This is a genomic window from Nocardioides terrae (assembly GCF_900112345.1).
GTDB lineage: Bacteria > Actinomycetota > Actinomycetes > Propionibacteriales > Nocardioidaceae > Nocardioides > Nocardioides terrae.
On record NZ_FOLB01000001.1, the window covers coordinates 501765 to 518961 of the forward strand.

Here is a 17197-nt window from a genome sequence, read left to right on the forward strand (position 1 = left end):
TGGCGTGGACGTAGCGGAGGTAGCGGGTCAACTTGCGGTCGGCTCCGGAAATTGGCCCTCCGAAACGGCCTCGATCGAGGCCATCACGCGAATTTTCTTGCGGACTCTGTGCGGACTGGGAAGGGTCATACCCCCTCTGACCTGGGCAAACGCGCCGATTCACACGTTGAAGCGGAACTCCACCACGTCGCCGTCGGCCATCACGTAGTCCTTGCCCTCCATGCGGACCTTGCCGGCCTCGCGGGCCTTCGTCATGGAGCCGAGCGACACCAGGTCGTCGAAGGAGACGATCTCGGCCTTGATGAAGCCCTTCTGGAAGTCGGTGTGGATGACACCGGCCGCCTCGGGGGCGGTGGCGCCCTTCCGGATCGTCCAGGCGCGCGTCTCCTTCGGTCCGGCGGTGAGGTAGGTCTGCAGGCCGAGGGTGTCGAAGCCGACTCGGGCCAGCACCTCCAGGCCGGGCTCGGCGACGCCGGCGTCGGCGAGGAACTCGGCGGCCTCGTCGTCGGAGAGCTCGACGAGCTCCGACTCCAGCTTGGCGTCGAGGAAGATCGCCTCGGACGGCGCCACGATCTCGCGCATGCGGGCCTTGAGCGACTCGTCGGCGAGCTCGTCGGTGTCGCAGTTGAAGACGTAGATGAACGGCTTCGCGGTCAGCAGCGACAGCTCGCGGATGGGCGCGCGGTCGATCGAGGTCGCGATGATCGGCGTACCCGCCTCGAGCGCCTCCTTGGCGGCCTTCGTCGCCTCGACGACGGGGGCGAGCTCCTTCTTGTTGCGCGCCTCCTTCTCCAGCCGCGGAATCGCCTTCTCCACCGTCTCCAGGTCGGCGAGGATCAGCTCGGTGGAGATGGTGGAGATGTCGTTGCCGGGATTGACCTCGCCGTCGACGTGCGTCACGTCGTCGTCACGGAAGACCCGGGTCACCTGGCAGATCGCCGCCGACTCGCGGATGTGGGCGAGGAACTTGTTGCCCAGGCCCTCCCCCTGCGACGCGCCGCGCACGATGCCGGCGATGTCGACGAACTCGACGGTGGCGGGCAGCTGCCGCTCGGAGCCGAAGATCTCGGCGAGCTGCGCCAGCCGCGGGTCGGGCACGCCCACGACACCGACGTTCGGCTCGATCGTCGCGAACGGGTAGTTCGCCGCGAGCACGTTGTTCTTCGTCAGCGCGTTGAACAGGGTGGACTTGCCGGCGTTGGGCAGGCCGACGATGCCGATGGTGAGAGCCACGGGCGTTGAGTCTAGGAGCCGGTACGACGCCCCGGTGAATCCTCACCCGGGCGGCCACCGCCGTGTGCGAGGCTCGGCCGGTGAGCCTCCCTCCCCTGACACTTCGCGAGCCGTCCCAGCGGGTGTCGCCGAAGGCGACCACCTACTGGCGCGTGCAGGCCGCGTTCGGCGCGATCGCGGCGTGGGCGATCGCGATCGGCCTCGTGGTGACGGTCCTCCTGGTGCCCTCGGGCTGGTGGAGCCCGCTGCTGTGGCTGGCGGCCGTCGTCCTCGTCGTCGTTCCGCTGCCCGCGCTCACCGTCGCGCCCCGCATCCGTTACGACGTGCACCGGTGGGAGGTCACCGACATCGCGGTGCACGTCCGCTACGGCTGGATCAGCCGCACCGACGAGATCGTCCCGCTCTCCCGCGTGCAGACGGTCGACTCGGCCCAGGGGCCGCTGATGCGGGTGTTCGGGCTGCGGACGGTCAAGGTGCAGACCGCATCGCGCTACGGCATCGTCTCGATCGCCTGCCTCGACGACGCGGTCGCCCAGCAGGTCGTCTCCCGCCTGGTCGCGATCACCGCCGCCACCCCGGAGGACGCGACGTGACCGACGGCTGGCAGCGGCTCGACCCGCGCACCCTGGCCACCCAGCCCTTCGCGATCGCGGCGAAGTCCCTCGTGCCCGCGCTGGCCGGCTTCGTCGGCGTCGGCTCGGCGATCGGCTTCGGCCTCGCCCTGCCGCTCACGGTCGCGGGCGTCGTCGCGGTCGGCGCCATCCCGTGGCTGACCACCACCTACCGGATCACCGGCACCCACCTGGAGGTGCGTCGCGGCCTTCTCAACCGCACGACGGTCACGGCACGGCTCGACCGGGTCCGCAGCGTCGACCTCGAGGCCGACGTGTTCCACCGCGTCCTGCGGGTCACGAAGGTCGCCGTCGGCACCGGCGTCGACGAGAGCCGGCTCGACCTCGACTCGCTCGACGTCGACGAGGCCGAGCGGCTGCGGGTGGCCCTCCTGCACGGCTCACCCGACGCCGTCTCGGCCGGCGCCTCCGACGCCGTCGCGCCGGCGCCGGGCTCACCGGCCCAGGAGATCGCCGGGCTGGACTGGTCGTGGCTGCGCTTCGCCCCGCTCAACATCGGCAACCTGGCCATCGCCCTCGCCGCGATCGGCGCGGTCGCCAGCCAGTTCGACGCGTTCATCGACAGCGAGCGGGTCGAGAGCGTGTGGGACTGGCTCCAAGCGTCCGACCTCCCGCTCGTCGTCGGCATCACCCTGGTCGCCGGACTGGTGCTGTGGGTCCCCGCCGCCTGCGTCGGCTACGCCGTGCGGTGGTTCGGGCTCCGCGTCACCCGCGAGCAGGGCAAGGAGGGCCCGACGCTGCGTCGCGTGCACGGCCTCTTCACCCAGCGCGCCACCACGGTCGAGGAGGCGAAGGTCCGCGGTGTCGTCGTACGCCGCAGCGCGCTGGTCGGCCTCGCCGGCGGGGCCGATCTCCGCGTGCTCACGACCGGCCTCGCCGACAACGAGCCGCACGTGCTGCCGTCCTCGCCGCGCGCCGTGGTGGAGTCGGTCGCCGCCGACGTGCTCGGCGACGCCGAGGCGCTGGTGGCACCCGCGACGCCCCACGGGCGGAGAGCGCGGCGCAGGGCCCTCTTCCACCACCTGCGCCAGGCGCTCTACGCGGTCCTCGCCGCGGTCGTGCTGACCTGGGCGCTCGGCACCTGGGGTGTCGACCGCCCGCTGTGGCTGCCGCCCACGGTCGCCGTCGCCGCAGTCCCGGTGGCGCTGGTCGCCGCCGAGCTGCGCTACCGCCGGCTGGGCCACGCGCTCACCGAGCACTACCTCGTGTCCTGCACGGGCACGCTCACGGCGACCCGGACGGCGCTGGAGGCCGACGGCATCGTGGGCTGGCGCCTGCGGCAGTCCTTCTGGGACCGGCGGCTCGGGCTGGCCCAGCTCACCGCGGCGACGGCGGCCGGTGGCGAGCAGGTGCTGGTGGCCGACGTGCCGCTCGGGGAGGCGGTCGCGGTGGCGGCCGCGGCGACGCCGCGGATGGTGGAGGGCTTCCTACCGACCGAGGACTGGGCCTAGGGTCGATCCGTCCTCTTCTCGGGGCCACAAGTCGGAGGCCATCCATGCGCGCTCGCTCAGCAATCACCGCCCGTTCGACCCGGACCCAGCTCCGGCTGCTCGTCCTCCTCCTCGCCGTGGCGCTGGCCGCCGCGTTCGGCCCGCCGGCCGCCGGGGCAGGTGGCCCTGGCCACTCCGGTGACGCGCCCTACCGCGGCCGGGTGGTCTCGCTGATGCGCCACATGACCCTGGCGGAGAAGGTCGGCCAGCTCTTCGTGATCGAGGTCGCCGGCCGCGACGCGACCACGGTGAGCGACGCGGCGAGGACCACCAACCAGCGGCTCTACGGCGTGGACACGCCCGCCCAGGCGATCGCGAAGTACCAGCCCGGCGGCGTCATCTACTACACGACCCGGAGCGCCTGCAGCGGTTGCCCGAGCGACGACAACATCGGTGACCCGGCTCAGGTCGCCCGCCTCTCCAACGGCCTCCAGGGCGCCGCCCTGGCCCAGCGCGCCCGCATCCCGCTGCAGATCTCGGTCGACCAGGAGGGCGGCGCGCTCGTCGCGCGGTTCGGCCCGCCGACCACGCAGATGCCCGGCGCGATGGCGCTCGGCGCTGACGGCTCCGCGCGGGACGCCCGCACCTCCGGCGACGTGATCGGGACAGAGCTCAAGGCGGTCGGCGTCACCCAGGACTACGGCGTCGACTCCGACGTCAACATCAACCCGAACAACCCCGTCATCGGGATCCGCTCCCCCGGCGGCGACCCCGCGCTCGTCTCGCGCATCGTCACGGGCGAGATCAAGGGGTTCCACGACGCCGGGGAGTCGGCCGTCGCCAAGCACTTCCCGGGTCACGGCGACACGGGCGTGGACAGCCACTTCGGCCTCCCCGTGGTGACGCACGACCTGGCCACCTTCGAGGCGACCGACCTTCCGCCGTTCAAGGCGGCGATCGCCGCAGGGGTCGACACGATCATGACCGCCCACGTCGTCTTCCCGGCCGTCGACCCCTCGGGCGCACCGGCCACGATGAGCCACCAGATCCTCACGGGCGTGCTGCGCGACGAGCTCGGCTTCGACGGGCTGATCGTCACCGACGCGCTCGACATGGGCGGCGCCACGGCGACGTACCCGCCGGACGTCGCCCCGGTCCAGGCGATCCTCGCGGGCGCGGACCAGCTGCTCATCCCGCCGCAGATGGACACGGCGTACGCCGCCGTCCTGGCCGCCGTCGAGGACGGCACCATCAGCCGGCGGCGGCTCGACGACTCGGTCTACCGGATCCTGCTGCACAAGTTCCAGCACCGCATCTTCCAGCACCCGTACGTCGATCCGGCGGCCGCGACGACCGTCGTCGGCGCGCCGAGCCACCTCCGGAGCGCCCAGGCGATCACCGATCGCACCACGACCCTCGTCAAGAACGACGCGGCGCTGCTGCCGCTCGCGCCCGGTCCGCGGCAGGTGCTCGTCGCCGGGTGGGGCGTCGGCACGACGCAGGCCATCGCGGCCGCGATGACCGCCCGGGGAGCGACGACCCAGGTGCGCGAGTCCGGCACGACACCATCGGCGACGGCGATCGCCGGCGCGGTCGCCGCGGCGCAGGCCAGCGACCTGGTCGTCGTGTCGACCAACAACGCCTACGCGGTCGACACCACCACCGGGCAGCCGACCGCCGCCGCAGCCGCGCAGACCCGACTCGTGCAGGCGCTGCTGGCGACGGGGAAGCCGGTGGTGGTCGCCGCCATGCGCAACCCCTACGACGTGGCGTCCTTCCCCGCGGCGCCGACCGTCATCGACACCTACGGCTACACCGCCGACCAGATCGAGTCGCTGGTCCGCGTGCTCTTCGGCGAGGTGGACCCCAGCGGGCGGCTGCCGGTCTCGATCCCGCGCGCCGACGGCTCGGGCGAGCTGTTCCCCTTGGGCCACGGCCTGCGGTACTGATCGGCCGGAGGGAACGGGCGGAATTCGCTCGCCCGCCTGCACCGCCCTGCGGCAGGCTGGCCGGGTGACCCTCTCCATCCACGACATCACCTTCGACGCGGGCGACGCGCACGCCCTGGCGACCTTCTGGGCCAACCTGCTCGGTTGGCACGTCTTCTACGACGACGACCCCGAGGTGCTGGTGGCGCCGCACTTCCCCGCCGACGAGATGACGACCCTGCTCTTCATCCCCGTCCCCGAGGGCAAGACCGCGAAGAACCGGGTCCACCTCGACCTCAACTCGTCCGACCTCACCCGCGACGAGGAGGTCGAGCGGGCGCTCGCGCTCGGCGCGACGGTGGTCGAGGACCACCGCAAGGACGACGGCACCGGCTGGGTCACCCTCGCCGATCCTGAGGGCAACGAGCTGTGCATCGTCCGGTCCCCCGCGGAGCGGCCCCCGGCCGGCACGAAATCGTGGCGGCTGGGCTGAGCGTCGGGCTCATGGGGCCGGCCAGATCACCTTGCCGTCGTCGCCGACCACGGCATCGCTGAACGAGTCGTCGAACCAGCCGGCGGCCTCGTCGGGCGCGACCTGCTGGCCGCCGAACTGGGACACGACGCCGGCGAGCGCCTTGACGTTGGCGACGTCGATGGAGCCGAACTTGCCGGGCAGCGGGCTGCCGGCGACGACCTCGGTCTCCTTCTTCCAGACCGCCGTCTCGTGCTTCGGGTCGGAATCCGCGCCGGCCTGGTCGTGCTGGTAGCCGAGGCACTCCTCGACGTGGGCGTCCTGAGCGCAGTACTGGTAGGCCCGGAACACCGCCCGCAGGAAGTCCTGGGCCGCCGTCGGGTGCTTCGCCAGGAAGTCGGGGTTGGCCGCGAAGGCGCCGAGCGACCCGGGGACGCCGAAGTCCTTCGGCTCCCAGACCTTGACCGGCGTACCCGCGGCCTCGAGCTGCAGCGGCTCGTTGGAGATGAAGCCGACCAGTGCGTCCACCTGGCCGCGCGGCAGGATCGTGGGGTCGTAGCCGACCTTGACCTGCTTCACGTCGTCCGCGCCGAGGCCGGCCTTGTCGAGCATCGCGGAGACGCCGACCGGGACCCAGCCCTTCTGCCCCAGCGTCTTGCCGCGCAGCTGGGCGAGGTCGGTGACCGACGGCATGGTCATCAGGATGTCGAGCCCGGCGTCGGAGTACGACGAGATGCCGGTGATCCGCTGGCCGTTGGCGTTGGCCGTCATGGTGTCCTGCTGCGAGAGCCCGCCGACCTGAGCGCGCCCGCTGGCGAGCAGCTTGGTGTTCTGCGAGACGTCGCCGGAGCCGGGCTGCAGCTTCACGTCGAGGCAGAGGTCCTTGAAGTAGCCGAGCCGGTCGGCGGCGATGACCTCGAGGATCGAGGCCGACGCCTGCCAGTAGTAGCCCGACAGGTAGGTGACGGTGCCGGCGGCCTTGTTGTCGTCGCAGCGCTCGGCGGAGACGGCCGAGCCGGAGGTGCCCGCGGCGTCGTCGTCGCTCCCGCAGCCGGCCAGGCCGACGGCGAGGATCGCCGCCAGGGCGAGCGCGAGCGGGCGCAGCAGCTTCATCTGGGATCTCCTCGGATCGTTCAGCGGGAGCCGTGCCAGCGCAGGACGCGGCGCTCGACGACGGTGACCAGCAGCAACAGCAGCGACCCCATCAGGGCCAACACGAAGATAGCCGCCCAGACCGTGGCCGGACGGTTCATGGAGGACGCGATCTGGATCACGGTGCCCAGCCCGGCCGCCGACCCCGCGGCGGAGAGCTCGGCCACCACGGCGCCGATCACCGACAGCGGGAAGACGATCTGCAGCGCGGCGAAGACGTAGGGCAGCGCGCCCGGGATGCGCAGGTGCCGCAGCACCTCCCAGCGGGACGCGTGCACCGACCGGAAGACCTGCAGCACAGGCGCCGGGACCGAGCGCAGCCCGACCGAGGCGTTGATGAGGATCGGGAAGAAGCAGATCAGCGCGGTCAGGATCAGCTTCGGCGCCGGCCCGAACCCGAAGGCGACGACGAGAGCCGGCGCGATCGCGACCAGCGGGGTCACGTTGAGCACCACGGCGATCGGCATGACCGCGCGCCGGGCGAGCGTCACCTCGCTGACCAGGATCGCGAGGAGGAACGCCGCCACGAAGCCGATCAACAGGCCCGCGATCGCCTCGCGCAGCGTCACCCAGCTGTTGTGGACGAAGTAGCCGGGGTCCGCCTTGAGCGCCGACCACACGTCGCCGAGCGGCGGCAGCAGGTAGGGCATCCGGTCCGCGCCGACCTGCCAGAGCACGCCGAGGACCACGAGCAGGACGACGAGCGGCGCCCAGTACGCCGGGTGGAGCGGGCTGCGCCTCCTGGCCGGGCTCACGACGCGGCCTCGTCGTGCTTGTTCTGCTCGAAGGCGTCGCGCAGCCGATCGCGCAGGGACAGCTCGTAGGCGTGGAACTCCGGGCTGCGGATCAGCTCCTGGGTCCGCGGGCGCGGCAGGTCGATGTCGACGACGTCGACGATCCGCCCCGGCCGCGGCGCCATCACGATGACCGTGTCGGAGAGCCGGACCGCCTCGAGGATCGAGTGGGTGACGAAGAGGACCGTCGCCCCGCGCTCACCCCAGAGCTCGAGCAGCTGCTCCTGCTGCGCCTCGCGGGTGAACTCGTCGAGCGCCGAGAAGGGCTCGTCGAGGAGCAGCACGTCCGGCTGCAGCCCGAAGGCGCGCACGATGGCGACCCGCTGCCGCATACCGCCCGAGAGCTGGGCCGGGCGCTGGTGCATCGCGTCGCCGAGGCCGGCCCGGCGCAGCAGCGCGCGCATGTCCGGGAGCGGCTCCCGGTTGTGCCGCCGGTTGACCTTGGCGGGCAGGGTGGCGTTGCCGAGGACGGTGAGCCACGGCAGGAGCGCGGGCTGCTGGGGCACCAGGCCGAGCCGCTTCTCCTCGGCGGCCTGCCGGGGCGTCGTACCGCAGACCGTGACCGCGCCCGTGTCCGGCTCCTCCAAGCCCGCGACGATGCGCAGCATCGTGGACTTCCCGCAGCCGCTGGGGCCGATGACGCTCACGAACCGGCCGGCCGGGACGGTCAGGTCGATGCCGTTCAGCGCGACCACGCGGGTGGTGTCCTCGTGGACGCGGCCGACGCCGTCGAGGTGGATGGCGGCGCCGGTCATGCCGACAAGTCTTCCAGTGTCTCGCCCGCTAGGTTTCTCGGGTGCGCATCGCGACCTGGAACGTGAACTCGATCCGCTCCCGCATCGACCGGGTGGAGGCCTTCCTCGACCGCCACGACGTCGACGTGCTCGCCGTGCAGGAGACCAAGGCCAAGGTCGACCAGCTGCCCACGATGGGCCTCGAGGCGCGCGGGTACGACGTCGCGGCGGTCGGCCACTCGCAGTGGAACGGCGTCGCACTGATCTCACGGGTCGGGCTCGAGCAGGTCAGCGTCGGCTTCGACGGCATGCCCGGATGGGGCGACCCGACGACCGACGAGGCGCGCGCGATCAGCGCGGTGTGTGGAACTTTGGGGCGTGGCGGCGTCCGGATCTCCTCGCTCTACATCCCCAACGGCCGCAAGCCCGACGACCCGCACTACGTCTACAAGCTGGACTGGCTGGCGCGGCTGCGCGAGGCCGGCCGGGCGTGGCTGGGCGAGGACGCCGCCCTCGTCGGCGACTGGAACATCTGCCCCACCGACGACGACGTCTTCGACGTCACGCAGTTCCGCAACTCCACGCACGTGACGCCGCAGGAGCGGGCGGCGTTCCAGGCGATCCTCGACTCCGGGTGGACCGAGGTGACCCGGGCCCACGACCCCGGCTACACCTACTGGGACTACTACCGGCAGCGGTTCGAGCGCGACCGCGGGCTCAAGATCGACTTCGTCCTCGGCTCGCCGTCGCTCGCCGCCCGCGTCACGGGCGCCTTCATCGACCGCGACGAGCGCAGCCCCTCGGTCTTTCCCGGTGCGCCGTCGGACCACGCGCCGGTCGTGGTCGACCTGGCCGACTGACAGCGGCCGGGGGCGCGGCGCGTCGCACGGCCGCTGTCGGCGGGGCCCCCTACCGTGTGGAGCGGAGGAGAACCCATGAGCAGCTGGCATCCCGGTCACGAGCCCGGCCGTCAGGTCGTCGCGCTCGGGGTCGCGCTCGTGCTGTCGGGCGCCCTGCTCGACCTGGCGATCACCGGGCGCATCACCTGGCTCTTCGACGTCGTCTTCGTGCTGACGTGCGCGGCGCTGGCGGTGCTGGTCGCGCCGCGTGACCTCTTCACCGTCGGCGTGCTGCCGCCGCTGCTCATGCTCGCGGTCTTCGTGCTGGTCGCGCTCGCGCACACCGCAGCGCTCGGCCACCGCGACGACAGCGTCGCTCAGGCGGTCGTGTCCGGCCTCGCCCACCACAGCCTGGCGCTGTGCCTCGGCTACGCCCTGTGCCTGGCGCTGCTCGCGCAGCGGCGACGGCTGCTTCAGCCGACGAAGCGGGTCCAGTCCCCCGCGCCCTCGCGCAGCACCTCCGGATAGCCCTCCGACCAGTCCACGACCGTGGTCGGCTCGGCGGGGGTGTCCTCTCCGGTCTCGATGACGACGTCGACGAGGTGGTCGAGGGTGTCCTTCACGTCCCAGCCGTTGGTGCGCGGCTCGGTCTCGCCGGGCAGGATCAGCGTCGACGAGAGCAGCGGCTCGCCGAGCGCCTCCAGCAGGGCCCGCACCAGGGTGTGGTCGGGGATCCGCACGCCCACGGTGCGCTTCTTCGGGTGCAGCAGCCGTCGCGGCACGTCCGGCATGGCGGGCAGGATGAAGGTGAAGGGCCCAGGCGTGGCGGCGCGGATCGCGCGGAAGGCGCTGTTGTCGACGTGCACCATCTGGCCGAGCTGAGAGAAGTCCTTGCACACCAGCGTGAAGTGGTGCCGGTCGTCGAGGTTGCGGATCGACAGGATGCGGTCCCGGCCGTCCTTGTTGCCGATCCGGCTGCCGAGCGCGTAGCCGGAGTCGGTCGGGTAGGCGATCAGCTGGTCGTCGTTCAGCGCGTCGACGACCTGCTGGAGCAGCCGCTGCTGCGGGTTGTCCGGGTGGATGTCGAGGTAGCGCGCCATCGCTCAGGCCTTGCCCGCGGCCTTGAGGTCCTTGCGCAGCTCCGGCGGCAGCGCGAAGACAAGCGACTCCTCGGCGCTGTGGATCGCCCGCGCGTCCGGGTAGCCGCGCTCGGAGAGGAACGCGAGCACCTCCTCGACGAGCTTCTCCGGGACGCTGGCCCCGGAGGTCACGGCCACGCTCGACACACCCTCCAGCCACGCCTCGTCGATCTCCGAGGCGTCGTCCACGCGGTACGCCGACCGCGCACCCGCCTCCAGGCCGACCTCGACGAGCCGGACGGAGTTGGAGGAGTTCCGCGAGCCCACCACGATCAGCAGGTCGGTCGCCGTGGAGATCTCCTTCACCGCGAGCTGGCGGTTCTGGGTGGCGTAGCAGATGTCGTCGCTGGGCGGGTCGAGCAGCGCCGGGAACCGCTCCCGCAGGGCGGCGACGGTCGTCATCGTCTCGTCGACCGAGAGCGTCGTCTGGGAGAGCCACACGACCTTCTCCGGATCGTCGACGGCGACCTTGTCGACGTCCCACGGGCCCTCGACCAGCTGGATCGCCTCGGGCGCCTCGCCCATGGTGCCCTCGACCTCCTCGTGGCCGGCGTGGCCGACCAGGACGATGGCGTAGCCCTCGTTGGCGAAGCGCTTGGCCTCGTGGTGCACCTTGGTGACGAGCGGGCAGGTGGCGTCGATCGTCTTGAGCTCGCGCGTGCGGGCGTCGGCGTGCACCGCCGGCGAGACGCCGTGGGCGCTGAAGACGACCGTCGCACCGGCCGGGACCTCGTCGAGCTCCTCGACGAAGATGGCGCCGCGCGCGGCCAGGTCGCCGACGACGTGCTTGTTGTGCACGATCTCCTTGCGGACGTAGACCGGGGCACCGTAGAGGTCGAGCGCCTTCTCGACCGTCACCACGGCGCGGTCCACGCCGGCGCAGTAGCCACGCGGGGCGGCCAGCAGCACCTGCTTCTCCTCGTCGGTGAGGACGCGGGGCATGGCGAGGTCGGTCATGGCCCCGAGTCTACGGAGGGGGCAGGCGTCGAGCACTGTCGGCGAGCGTCGGTAGGGTCCGGGCATGGCCCTGGAGACCTCGCTGGAGTCCCCAGCCCCGGTCCGGCAGATCGCCAACGCGATCGCCGGCTGGATCGACCGCCTGGGTCCGGTCTGGGTCGAGGGTCAGGTCGCCCAGGTGAGTCGACGGCCCGGCATGCAGACCGTCTTCCTCACCCTCCGGGACACGGTCGCCGACATCTCCGTCTCAGTGACATGCAGCCGCACCCTCTTCGACGGGCTCAACCCGCCCCTCGTCGAGGGGGCCAGCGTCGTCGTGCACGCCAAGCCGTCGTTCTACGCCAACCGCGGCACGCTCTCGCTCTACGCCCGCGACATCCGCATGGTCGGCCTCGGCGAGCTGCTCGCCCGGCTCGAGCGCCGCCGCCAGCTGCTCGCCGCCGAGGGCCTCTTCGCCGCCGAGCTCAAGCGCCGGCTGCCGTTCCTGCCGGGTCGCATCGGCCTGGTCACCGCGCCGAGCTCGGCGGCCGAGCGCGACGTCCTCGAGAACGCGCGCCGCCGCTGGCCGGCCGTCTCCTTCGAGGTCGCCTACGCCGCCATGCAGGGCACCCGCTGCGTCCCCGAGGTGATCGAGCGGCTCGAGCGGCTCGACCACGACCCGTCGGTCGACGTCATCGTGGTCGCCCGCGGCGGCGGCTCCGTCGAGGACCTGTTGCCGTTCTCCGACGAGGCGCTGATCCGCGCCGTCCACAAGCTCACCACGCCGGTCGTCTCGGCGATCGGCCACGAGCCCGACAGCCCGCTGCTCGACCTGGTCGCCGATGTGCGTGCCTCCACCCCGACCGACGCCGCCAAGCTGGTCGTGCCCGACGTCGCCGAGGAGCTGCGCCTCGTCGCATCGGCCCGCGAGCGGATGCGCGGCGGCCTGGTCTCATGGCTCCATCGCGAGCAGGCGGCGCTCGACGCGATGCGCTCGCGCCCCGCGCTGGCCGACCCGCGCTCCCTGGTCGACGAGAGGTCGGGTGAGGTCGCGATGCTGCGCGAGCGCGCCCGGCGTACGCTCGCGCACCTGCTGGACCGGGCGCACGACGACATCGGCCACCAGCGCGCGCGGGCGCGGGCGCTGTCGCCGCTGGAGACCCTGCGCCGGGGGTACGCCGTCCTGCAGGACGCCGACGGTCACGTGCTCACCTCCGTCGCCGGCGTCGACGCGGGCGCCGAGGTCAGCGTCCGCGTGGCCGACGGCCGCCTCCATGCCACCACGACCCGAACCGAGGAGCTGCCCGATGGCCAGTGACGAGATCAAGCCTTCCTACGAGGCGGCCCGTGAGGAGCTGATCGAGGTGGTCCGCGCCCTGGAGACCGGTGGGACCACCCTCGAGGAGTCCCTGGCGCTGTGGGAGCGCGGCGAGAAGCTCGCGACGATCTGCCAGGAGTGGCTCGACGGCGCCCGGCAGCGGCTCGACGCCGCGATGGCGACCGACGACGAGGGCTAGGCGCTCAGCCAGGCCTCCCGACCGTCAGCGACCGCGGTCGAGGTAGCCGATCATCCGGTTGAGCAGGTCGGAGGCGCGCTGCAGGTCGCGCGAGGCGCCCGACGGATCCTCCTCGGGCAGGGCGAGACCGGCGGGGCGCCAACCGGGCCGCCCCGGCGAGGAGATCGTCGACGCGCTGCACCGCTACGCGGACCATGAGCTCGGCACCGCCGTGCGCGACGTCGAGTGCGTGCTGCCGGGCTTCCGTTATCGCGCGGTGGATGCGAGCGGCGTGGTCGAGAACGAGCTCTGCCCGGTCTTCGTGGCGACGATCACCGCCGACCTGACCCCCCACCCTGCCGAGGTCGCCGAGCATCGGTGGGTCACCGTCGAGCAGCTGCAGACGCTCGTCGCGACCGCCCCCTGGATCGTCAGCCCGTGGCTCGTGGAGCAGCTGGACGAGCTGGAGGACCTCCGGCGCCACGACCGGTCCGCCACACTCTGCTGAGCCGCCGCCCGGCTCAGTGACCGGCGAGCCGTCCCGTGAGCCGTTCGTGGCGGCCCGCGCTGGCGGGGTCGAGCCCGGTGATGGTGACCGCCTTGCCCTTGCGCTCGTACTTGGTCGTGATCGCGTCGAGCGCAGCGACCGTCGAGGCGTCCCAGACATGGGCGGCGGACAGGTCGATCGTGACGCGGTCGGGGTCGTCGACGTAGTCGAACTGGGTGAACAGGTCGTTGCTGGAGGCGAAGAACAGCTCGCCTGACACGCGGTAGACCGCGGCGGACCTGCCCCGCTCGTCGACGACCAGCTCGCGGCGCGTCGCGGTGAGGTGGGCCACCCGGCGGGCGAAGAGCGTCATCGCGGTGAGAACGCCGACCACGACCCCGATGGCGAGGTTGTGGGTGGCGACGGTCACGACGACAGTGGCCAGCATGACCGCCGTCTCGCTCCTCGGCATCCGGCGCAGCGTGGCGGGCCTGACCGAGTGCCAGTCGAAGGTGCCGACCGCGACCATGACCATCACGGCGACCAGGGCCGCCATCGGGATCCGCGCGACGACGTCACCGAGCCCGACGACCAGGATGAGCAGGAAGACGCCGGCCAGGAAGGTCGAGATCCGCGTACGGGCTCCCGAGCCACGGACGTTGATCATCGTCTGGCCGATCATGGCGCAGCCGCCCATACCGCCGAAGAACGCGGTGACGAGATTGGCAGCGCCCTGGCCCCAGGCCTCGCGGGTCTTGTCCGAGTGGGTGTCGGTGATGTCGTCGACGAGCTTGGCGGTCAGCAGCGACTCCAGCAGGCCCACCACCGCCATGGCGAGCGCGTAGGGCGCGATCGTCCGCAGCGTGTCCAGGCTGAGCGGCACGTCCGGGAGGAACAGCGACGGCAGGCTGTCGGGGAGCCTGCCCTCGTCGCCGACGTTCGGCACGCCGAGTCCGGCGACGAGCGTGAACGCCGTCAGGGCGACGATGGCGACCAGGGGCGCCGGGATGACCCGGTTGAGGCGCGGGAAGCCGACGATGACGGCGATGCCGACCGCGATCAGCGGGTAGACGGCCCACGGCACGTCGACCATGTGGTCGATCTGGGCCTCGAAGATCAAGATCGCCAACGCGTTGACGAACCCGACCATGACCGAGCGCGGGATGAACCGCATCAGCCTCGCGACACCGGCCACGGCGAGGACGACCTGGATGAGTCCGCCCAGGAGCACCGTCGCGATCAGGTAGTCGTAGCCGTGGTCGCGCATCACCGGCGCGATGACCAGCGCGACGGCCCCGGTGGCCGCCGAGATCATCGCCGGTCGACCGCCCAGGAACGAGATCGTCACGGCCATCGTGAACGAGGCGAACAGGCCGATCCGGGGGTCGACACCGGCGATGATGGAGAACGAGATCGCCTCGGGGATGAGAGCCAGCGCGACCACGAGACCGCCCAGGACCTCGGTCCGTAGCAGCCTGGGCGAGCGCAGCGCGGCGCGGACGTCGGGGGCGGGCGCGGTCGAGCTCACGGCGGAAGGCTCCGTTCAGAGGGGGTACGTCGAGCAGAGCACGGCGTACGACGCCCGCCTGTCCTCGGCGGGCCGTGGTGGCCATCGCCGGGCGACCGCAACGGTACCGTCACGTGCGGACCGGACCGAACTCCTCGCGCCGCGGGCCGTCACTCCGCGGGCAGTCGGGAGTACCGGCCGGTCCGCTGGTCCCAGGCCCATGACCCGTTGAGCGGGTCGGTCTCGAGGACCGGGCGCAGCTCGGGCCAGCGGCCGAGCAGGAACCCGAGGTCCTGGAGCAGGACGTTCGTCGGGTCGTCGACCTCCCGGTCGGTCTCGTCGCCGACCAGCGCCCGCCACCCGGAGTCGCGGTCGTCGTCGGGGTGCTCGCGATAGACGTAGCCAGGGCGGAGGCCCTGCTCGTGGCTGCGGCGGCTCACGAACACCCGCTTCCGCAGGAGCGGCCAGTCCTCGTCGGTCATGGGGGCATCCTCCCGCTGCGGGGTCGGCCCGGCTAGGCGACCGGTGCGGTCGTCAGGAGCCCGATCAGCTTCTTCAGGTCCTCGACGGGCGCCGAGCCGTAGACCAGCAGGGTGTCGTCGCCCAGCGTGGTGGCGAACGCGTGGTCGCGGGTGCCGTCGGTCCACGACGACCAGGTGCTCACGCCGTCCAGGCCGCTCGGGATCTGCACGTCCTCGCCCTGACGGGCGCCCTGCGGGAGGTCCTTGTCCAGCAGGTCGTCGAGCGGCGCGTTGGTCTGGTGGATCCCGACGAACTCGCCGTCCCCCGTCAGCATCGGCACCTGCCACACCGGCCGGTCGCCCGGGACGAACATGCTGTCGCTGTCGCGCACGATCCAGCCCTGGGGCAGCAAGCGCGGGTAGGCCACCGTCACACCCGCCTGCTGCACCTCCCGCACAGTGCCGCGGTAGTCGACGGCCACCGGCTTCACGTCGGGCTGGTCGTGGGTGAGGTTCTGGTAGGTGTAGTAGCCGACGACGGCGAGCACCAGGACGATCATCGAGCCGATCAGGCCACCGAAGGTGCGCGGGTAGCGTCTCGCTCCGGACTGCGACTCACTCACCGGCCCATTGTCTCAGGGCCCTATCCTGACGCCGTGCCGGCCCTGACCACGACCGTCGGGGACGTGAGCGGCGTCATCGCCCTGGCCGGCCTCCTCCTCGTCGCCCACCGGCACCCTCCGGCGCGGGTCGAGGCGTTGAGCGCGATCGGCGCGACCGCTCTCGTGCTCGCCTCCGGGCTGGTGCCCGTCGACGAGGCCTGGGACGACCTCCGGCCGCTGCTACCGGTCGTCGTCTTCCTCGTCACGATCCTGGTCGTGGCCGAGATGTGCGCGCGGGCCGGCGTGTTCACCGCCGCGGCACACCGGGTGCGCCGGCACAGCCGGGGCCGGCCGGCCTCGCTGTTCGCGGGCACCTTCGTCCTCGCCGCGCTCGTCACCACCGTGCTCAGCCTGGACGCGACCGTCGTGCTGGTGACGCCGGTCGCGGTCGGCGCTGCGACGGGTCTCCGCCTCTCGCCGCGGCCGGTCGCCTACGCCTGCCTGCGGATGGCCAACTCCGCCTCCCTGCTGCTCCCGATCTCCAACCTGACCAACCTGCTGGCGATGCCGCGCCTCGACCTCACCTTCGCGGAGTTCGCGGTCCGGATGGCGCCGGCGCTCGCCGCCGTACTCGTGGTGGAGTACGTCGGCCTGCGACTGCTGTTCCGCCGTGAGCTCGCCGAGCCGGCCCACCGCCCGCCCGACGACGAGGCGCCGCGGCTCGAGCCGGTTCCGGTCGTCGTGGTGGCGCTGATGCTGCTCGGCTTCGGTGTCGGCTCGTCCTTCGGCGTCGAGCCGGCCTGGGTCTCGGCGGCCGCGGCGCTCGTGCTGGTCGCGTGGGCCCGTCACCGCCGGATCGTGTCGTGGACGAGCGTCGCGCACGCGGGGCACCCGTCCTTCGCGCTGTTCGTCCTCGCCCTCGGTGTCGTCGTCGCCGGGCTGACCCGCGGGTTCCTCGGCGACTGGCTGGCCAGGCTGCTGCCCGGCGGGTCGTCGTACGGCTCGCTGCTGCTGGTGGCGGCGATCGCGACCGTCGCCGCCGCGCTGCTCACCAACCTCGCCGCGACGCTGCTGCTCGTCCCCCTGCTGGCACCCCTCGGCACCGACGCGATCCTCGCCGCCCTCGTCGGGCTGGGCGTCGGGTCCGGCCTGACCTGGACGGGGTCACTGGCCAACCTCTTGTGGCGGCGCACGCTCGTGCGGCACGGCGACCCCGGCCCCATGCTGGGCACCGCGGTGTTCCACCGGGTGTCGATGACCTTGACGCCGGTCGCGGTCGTCGCAGCAGTCACCGCACTCGCGGTCTTCTGACCACCCGTGGTCCGCATATGCGGACGGCGCCGTCCAAATGAACC

Annotated in this window: 19 protein-coding genes; 10 read left to right on the forward strand and 9 right to left on the reverse strand. The window is 72.2% G+C overall.

The window, feature by feature from the left end; all coding sequences use genetic code 11:
- Positions 1-159: 159 nt before the first annotated feature.
- Positions 160-1233 carry a redox-regulated ATPase YchF gene (gene ychF, locus BM236_RS02455; RefSeq protein WP_091119719.1) on the reverse strand — a complete coding sequence of 358 codons (1074 nt, stop codon included), beginning with the start codon at positions 1231-1233 and terminating at the stop codon, positions 160-162.
- 80 nt (positions 1234-1313) lie between these two features.
- On the opposite strand from ychF, the gene BM236_RS02460 reads away from it, so the two are divergent.
- From BM236_RS02460 to BM236_RS02475, 4 genes are all read left to right on the forward strand, one after another.
- Positions 1314-1826 (forward strand): PH domain-containing protein, encoded by a 513-nt coding sequence (locus BM236_RS02460; protein ID WP_091120006.1) that lies wholly within the window; start codon positions 1314-1316, stop codon positions 1824-1826.
- Positions 1823-3316: a PH domain-containing protein gene (locus BM236_RS02465; protein ID WP_175507508.1), complete on the forward strand. Its 1494-nt coding sequence runs from the start codon at positions 1823-1825 to the stop codon at positions 3314-3316. The genes BM236_RS02460 and BM236_RS02465 overlap by 4 nt, the downstream gene beginning before the upstream one ends.
- Positions 3317-3360: 44 nt before the next feature.
- Complete coding sequence (locus BM236_RS02470; protein WP_091119723.1) at positions 3361-5244, forward strand: glycoside hydrolase family 3 protein; 1884 nt, start codon at positions 3361-3363, stop codon at positions 5242-5244.
- A gap of 64 nt (positions 5245-5308) precedes the next feature.
- Entirely contained in the window at positions 5309-5716 is a 408-nt protein-coding gene (locus BM236_RS02475; protein WP_091119724.1) for a VOC family protein, read from the forward strand.
- A 9-nt stretch (positions 5717-5725) separates the two neighbouring features.
- On the opposite strand, the gene BM236_RS02480 is transcribed toward BM236_RS02475, so the two are convergent.
- The 3 genes from BM236_RS02480 to BM236_RS02490 are packed head-to-tail and all read right to left on the reverse strand — an operon-like array spanning position 5726 to position 8396.
- Positions 5726-6808: an ABC transporter substrate-binding protein gene (locus tag BM236_RS02480; protein WP_091119728.1), complete on the reverse strand. Its 1083-nt coding sequence runs from the start codon at positions 6806-6808 to the stop codon at positions 5726-5728.
- A gap of 20 nt (positions 6809-6828) precedes the next feature.
- Positions 6829-7602: an ABC transporter permease gene (locus BM236_RS02485; protein ID WP_091119730.1), complete on the reverse strand. Its 774-nt coding sequence runs from the start codon at positions 7600-7602 to the stop codon at positions 6829-6831.
- A complete protein-coding gene (locus tag BM236_RS02490) occupies positions 7599-8396 on the reverse strand; it encodes an ABC transporter ATP-binding protein (RefSeq protein WP_091119733.1) in 798 nt (265 codons plus the stop codon). Before BM236_RS02490 ends, BM236_RS02485 begins: the two co-directional genes overlap by 4 nt.
- 41 nt (positions 8397-8437) lie before the next feature.
- Between BM236_RS02490 and BM236_RS02495 the strand changes: the two genes are divergently transcribed.
- Together BM236_RS02495 and BM236_RS02500 are read left to right on the forward strand one after the other, a co-directional pair.
- Complete coding sequence (locus BM236_RS02495) at positions 8438-9235, forward strand: exodeoxyribonuclease III (protein WP_091119734.1); 798 nt, start codon at positions 8438-8440, stop codon at positions 9233-9235.
- 75 nt (positions 9236-9310) lie between these two features.
- Complete coding sequence (locus tag BM236_RS02500; RefSeq protein ID WP_091119737.1) at positions 9311-9742, forward strand: DUF6542 domain-containing protein; 432 nt, start codon at positions 9311-9313, stop codon at positions 9740-9742.
- Here BM236_RS02500 and BM236_RS02505 read toward each other — a convergent pair.
- Together BM236_RS02505 and BM236_RS02510 are read right to left on the reverse strand one after the other, a co-directional pair.
- A complete protein-coding gene (locus BM236_RS02505) occupies positions 9688-10314 on the reverse strand; it encodes an L-threonylcarbamoyladenylate synthase (RefSeq protein WP_091119738.1) in 627 nt (208 codons plus the stop codon). The two genes, BM236_RS02500 and BM236_RS02505, sit on opposite strands and share 55 nt — an antisense overlap.
- Positions 10315-10317: 3 nt before the next feature.
- Positions 10318-11310, reverse strand: coding sequence for a 4-hydroxy-3-methylbut-2-enyl diphosphate reductase (locus BM236_RS02510; RefSeq protein ID WP_091119741.1), 993 nt, complete (start codon positions 11308-11310; stop codon positions 10318-10320).
- A 64-nt stretch (positions 11311-11374) separates the two neighbouring features.
- On the opposite strand from BM236_RS02510, the gene xseA reads away from it, so the two are divergent.
- The 3 genes from xseA to BM236_RS02525 are packed head-to-tail and all read left to right on the forward strand — an operon-like array spanning position 11375 to position 13293.
- Positions 11375-12607 (forward strand): exodeoxyribonuclease VII large subunit, encoded by a 1233-nt coding sequence (xseA, locus tag BM236_RS02515; RefSeq protein WP_091119743.1) that lies wholly within the window; start codon positions 11375-11377, stop codon positions 12605-12607.
- Positions 12564-12806 carry an exodeoxyribonuclease VII small subunit gene (locus BM236_RS02520; RefSeq protein WP_175507509.1) on the forward strand — a complete coding sequence of 81 codons (243 nt, stop codon included), beginning with the start codon at positions 12564-12566 and terminating at the stop codon, positions 12804-12806. Before xseA ends, BM236_RS02520 begins: the two co-directional genes overlap by 44 nt.
- A gap of 58 nt (positions 12807-12864) precedes the next feature.
- On the forward strand, positions 12865-13293 hold the full coding sequence (locus tag BM236_RS02525; RefSeq protein ID WP_217645190.1) for an NUDIX domain-containing protein: 429 nt from the start codon (positions 12865-12867) through the stop codon (positions 13291-13293).
- Between the two features lie 13 nt (positions 13294-13306).
- Here the strand turns inward: BM236_RS02525 and BM236_RS02530 are convergent, their stop codons facing one another.
- The 3 genes from BM236_RS02530 to BM236_RS18625 all read right to left on the reverse strand — a co-directional run bounded on the left by BM236_RS02530 (position 13307) and on the right by BM236_RS18625 (position 15863).
- On the reverse strand, positions 13307-14800 hold the full coding sequence (locus BM236_RS02530; RefSeq protein WP_091119751.1) for a SulP family inorganic anion transporter: 1494 nt from the start codon (positions 14798-14800) through the stop codon (positions 13307-13309).
- Between the two features lie 149 nt (positions 14801-14949).
- Positions 14950-15261, reverse strand: a complete 312-nt coding sequence (locus BM236_RS02535; RefSeq protein WP_091119753.1) for an immunity protein Imm33 domain-containing protein — start codon at positions 15259-15261, stop codon at positions 14950-14952.
- Positions 15262-15293: 32 nt separating this feature from the next.
- Positions 15294-15863 carry a DUF4245 family protein gene (locus tag BM236_RS18625; protein ID WP_175507510.1) on the reverse strand — a complete coding sequence of 190 codons (570 nt, stop codon included), beginning with the start codon at positions 15861-15863 and terminating at the stop codon, positions 15294-15296.
- Between the two features lie 33 nt (positions 15864-15896).
- Here BM236_RS18625 and BM236_RS02540 point away from each other — a divergent pair, with 33 nt between their 5' ends.
- Positions 15897-17153 (forward strand): SLC13 family permease, encoded by a 1257-nt coding sequence (locus BM236_RS02540; protein WP_175507511.1) that lies wholly within the window; start codon positions 15897-15899, stop codon positions 17151-17153.
- Positions 17154-17197: the final 44 nt, after the last annotated feature.

Bases quoted from the DNA above. Each gene is read 5' to 3' on its own strand.
- BM236_RS02480 (WP_091119728.1), bottom strand. From the start codon at position 6,808: ATGAAGCTGCTGCGCCCGCTCGCGCTCGCCCTGGCGGCGATCCTCGCC.
- BM236_RS02505 (WP_091119738.1), bottom strand. From the start codon at position 10,314: ATGGCGCGCTACCTCGACATCCACCCGGACAACCCGCAGCAGCGGCTG.
- BM236_RS02510 (WP_091119741.1), bottom strand. From the start codon at position 11,310: ATGACCGACCTCGCCATGCCCCGCGTCCTCACCGACGAGGAGAAGCAG.
- xseA (WP_091119743.1), top strand. From the start codon at position 11,375: ATGGCCCTGGAGACCTCGCTGGAGTCCCCAGCCCCGGTCCGGCAGATC.
- BM236_RS02500 (WP_091119737.1), top strand. From the start codon at position 9,311: ATGAGCAGCTGGCATCCCGGTCACGAGCCCGGCCGTCAGGTCGTCGCG.
- BM236_RS02490 (WP_091119733.1), bottom strand. From the start codon at position 8,396: ATGACCGGCGCCGCCATCCACCTCGACGGCGTCGGCCGCGTCCACGAG.
- BM236_RS02535 (WP_091119753.1), bottom strand. From the start codon at position 15,261: ATGACCGACGAGGACTGGCCGCTCCTGCGGAAGCGGGTGTTCGTGAGC.
- BM236_RS02470 (WP_091119723.1), top strand. From the start codon at position 3,361: ATGCGCGCTCGCTCAGCAATCACCGCCCGTTCGACCCGGACCCAGCTC.
- BM236_RS02520 (WP_175507509.1), top strand. From the start codon at position 12,564: ATGCCACCACGACCCGAACCGAGGAGCTGCCCGATGGCCAGTGACGAG.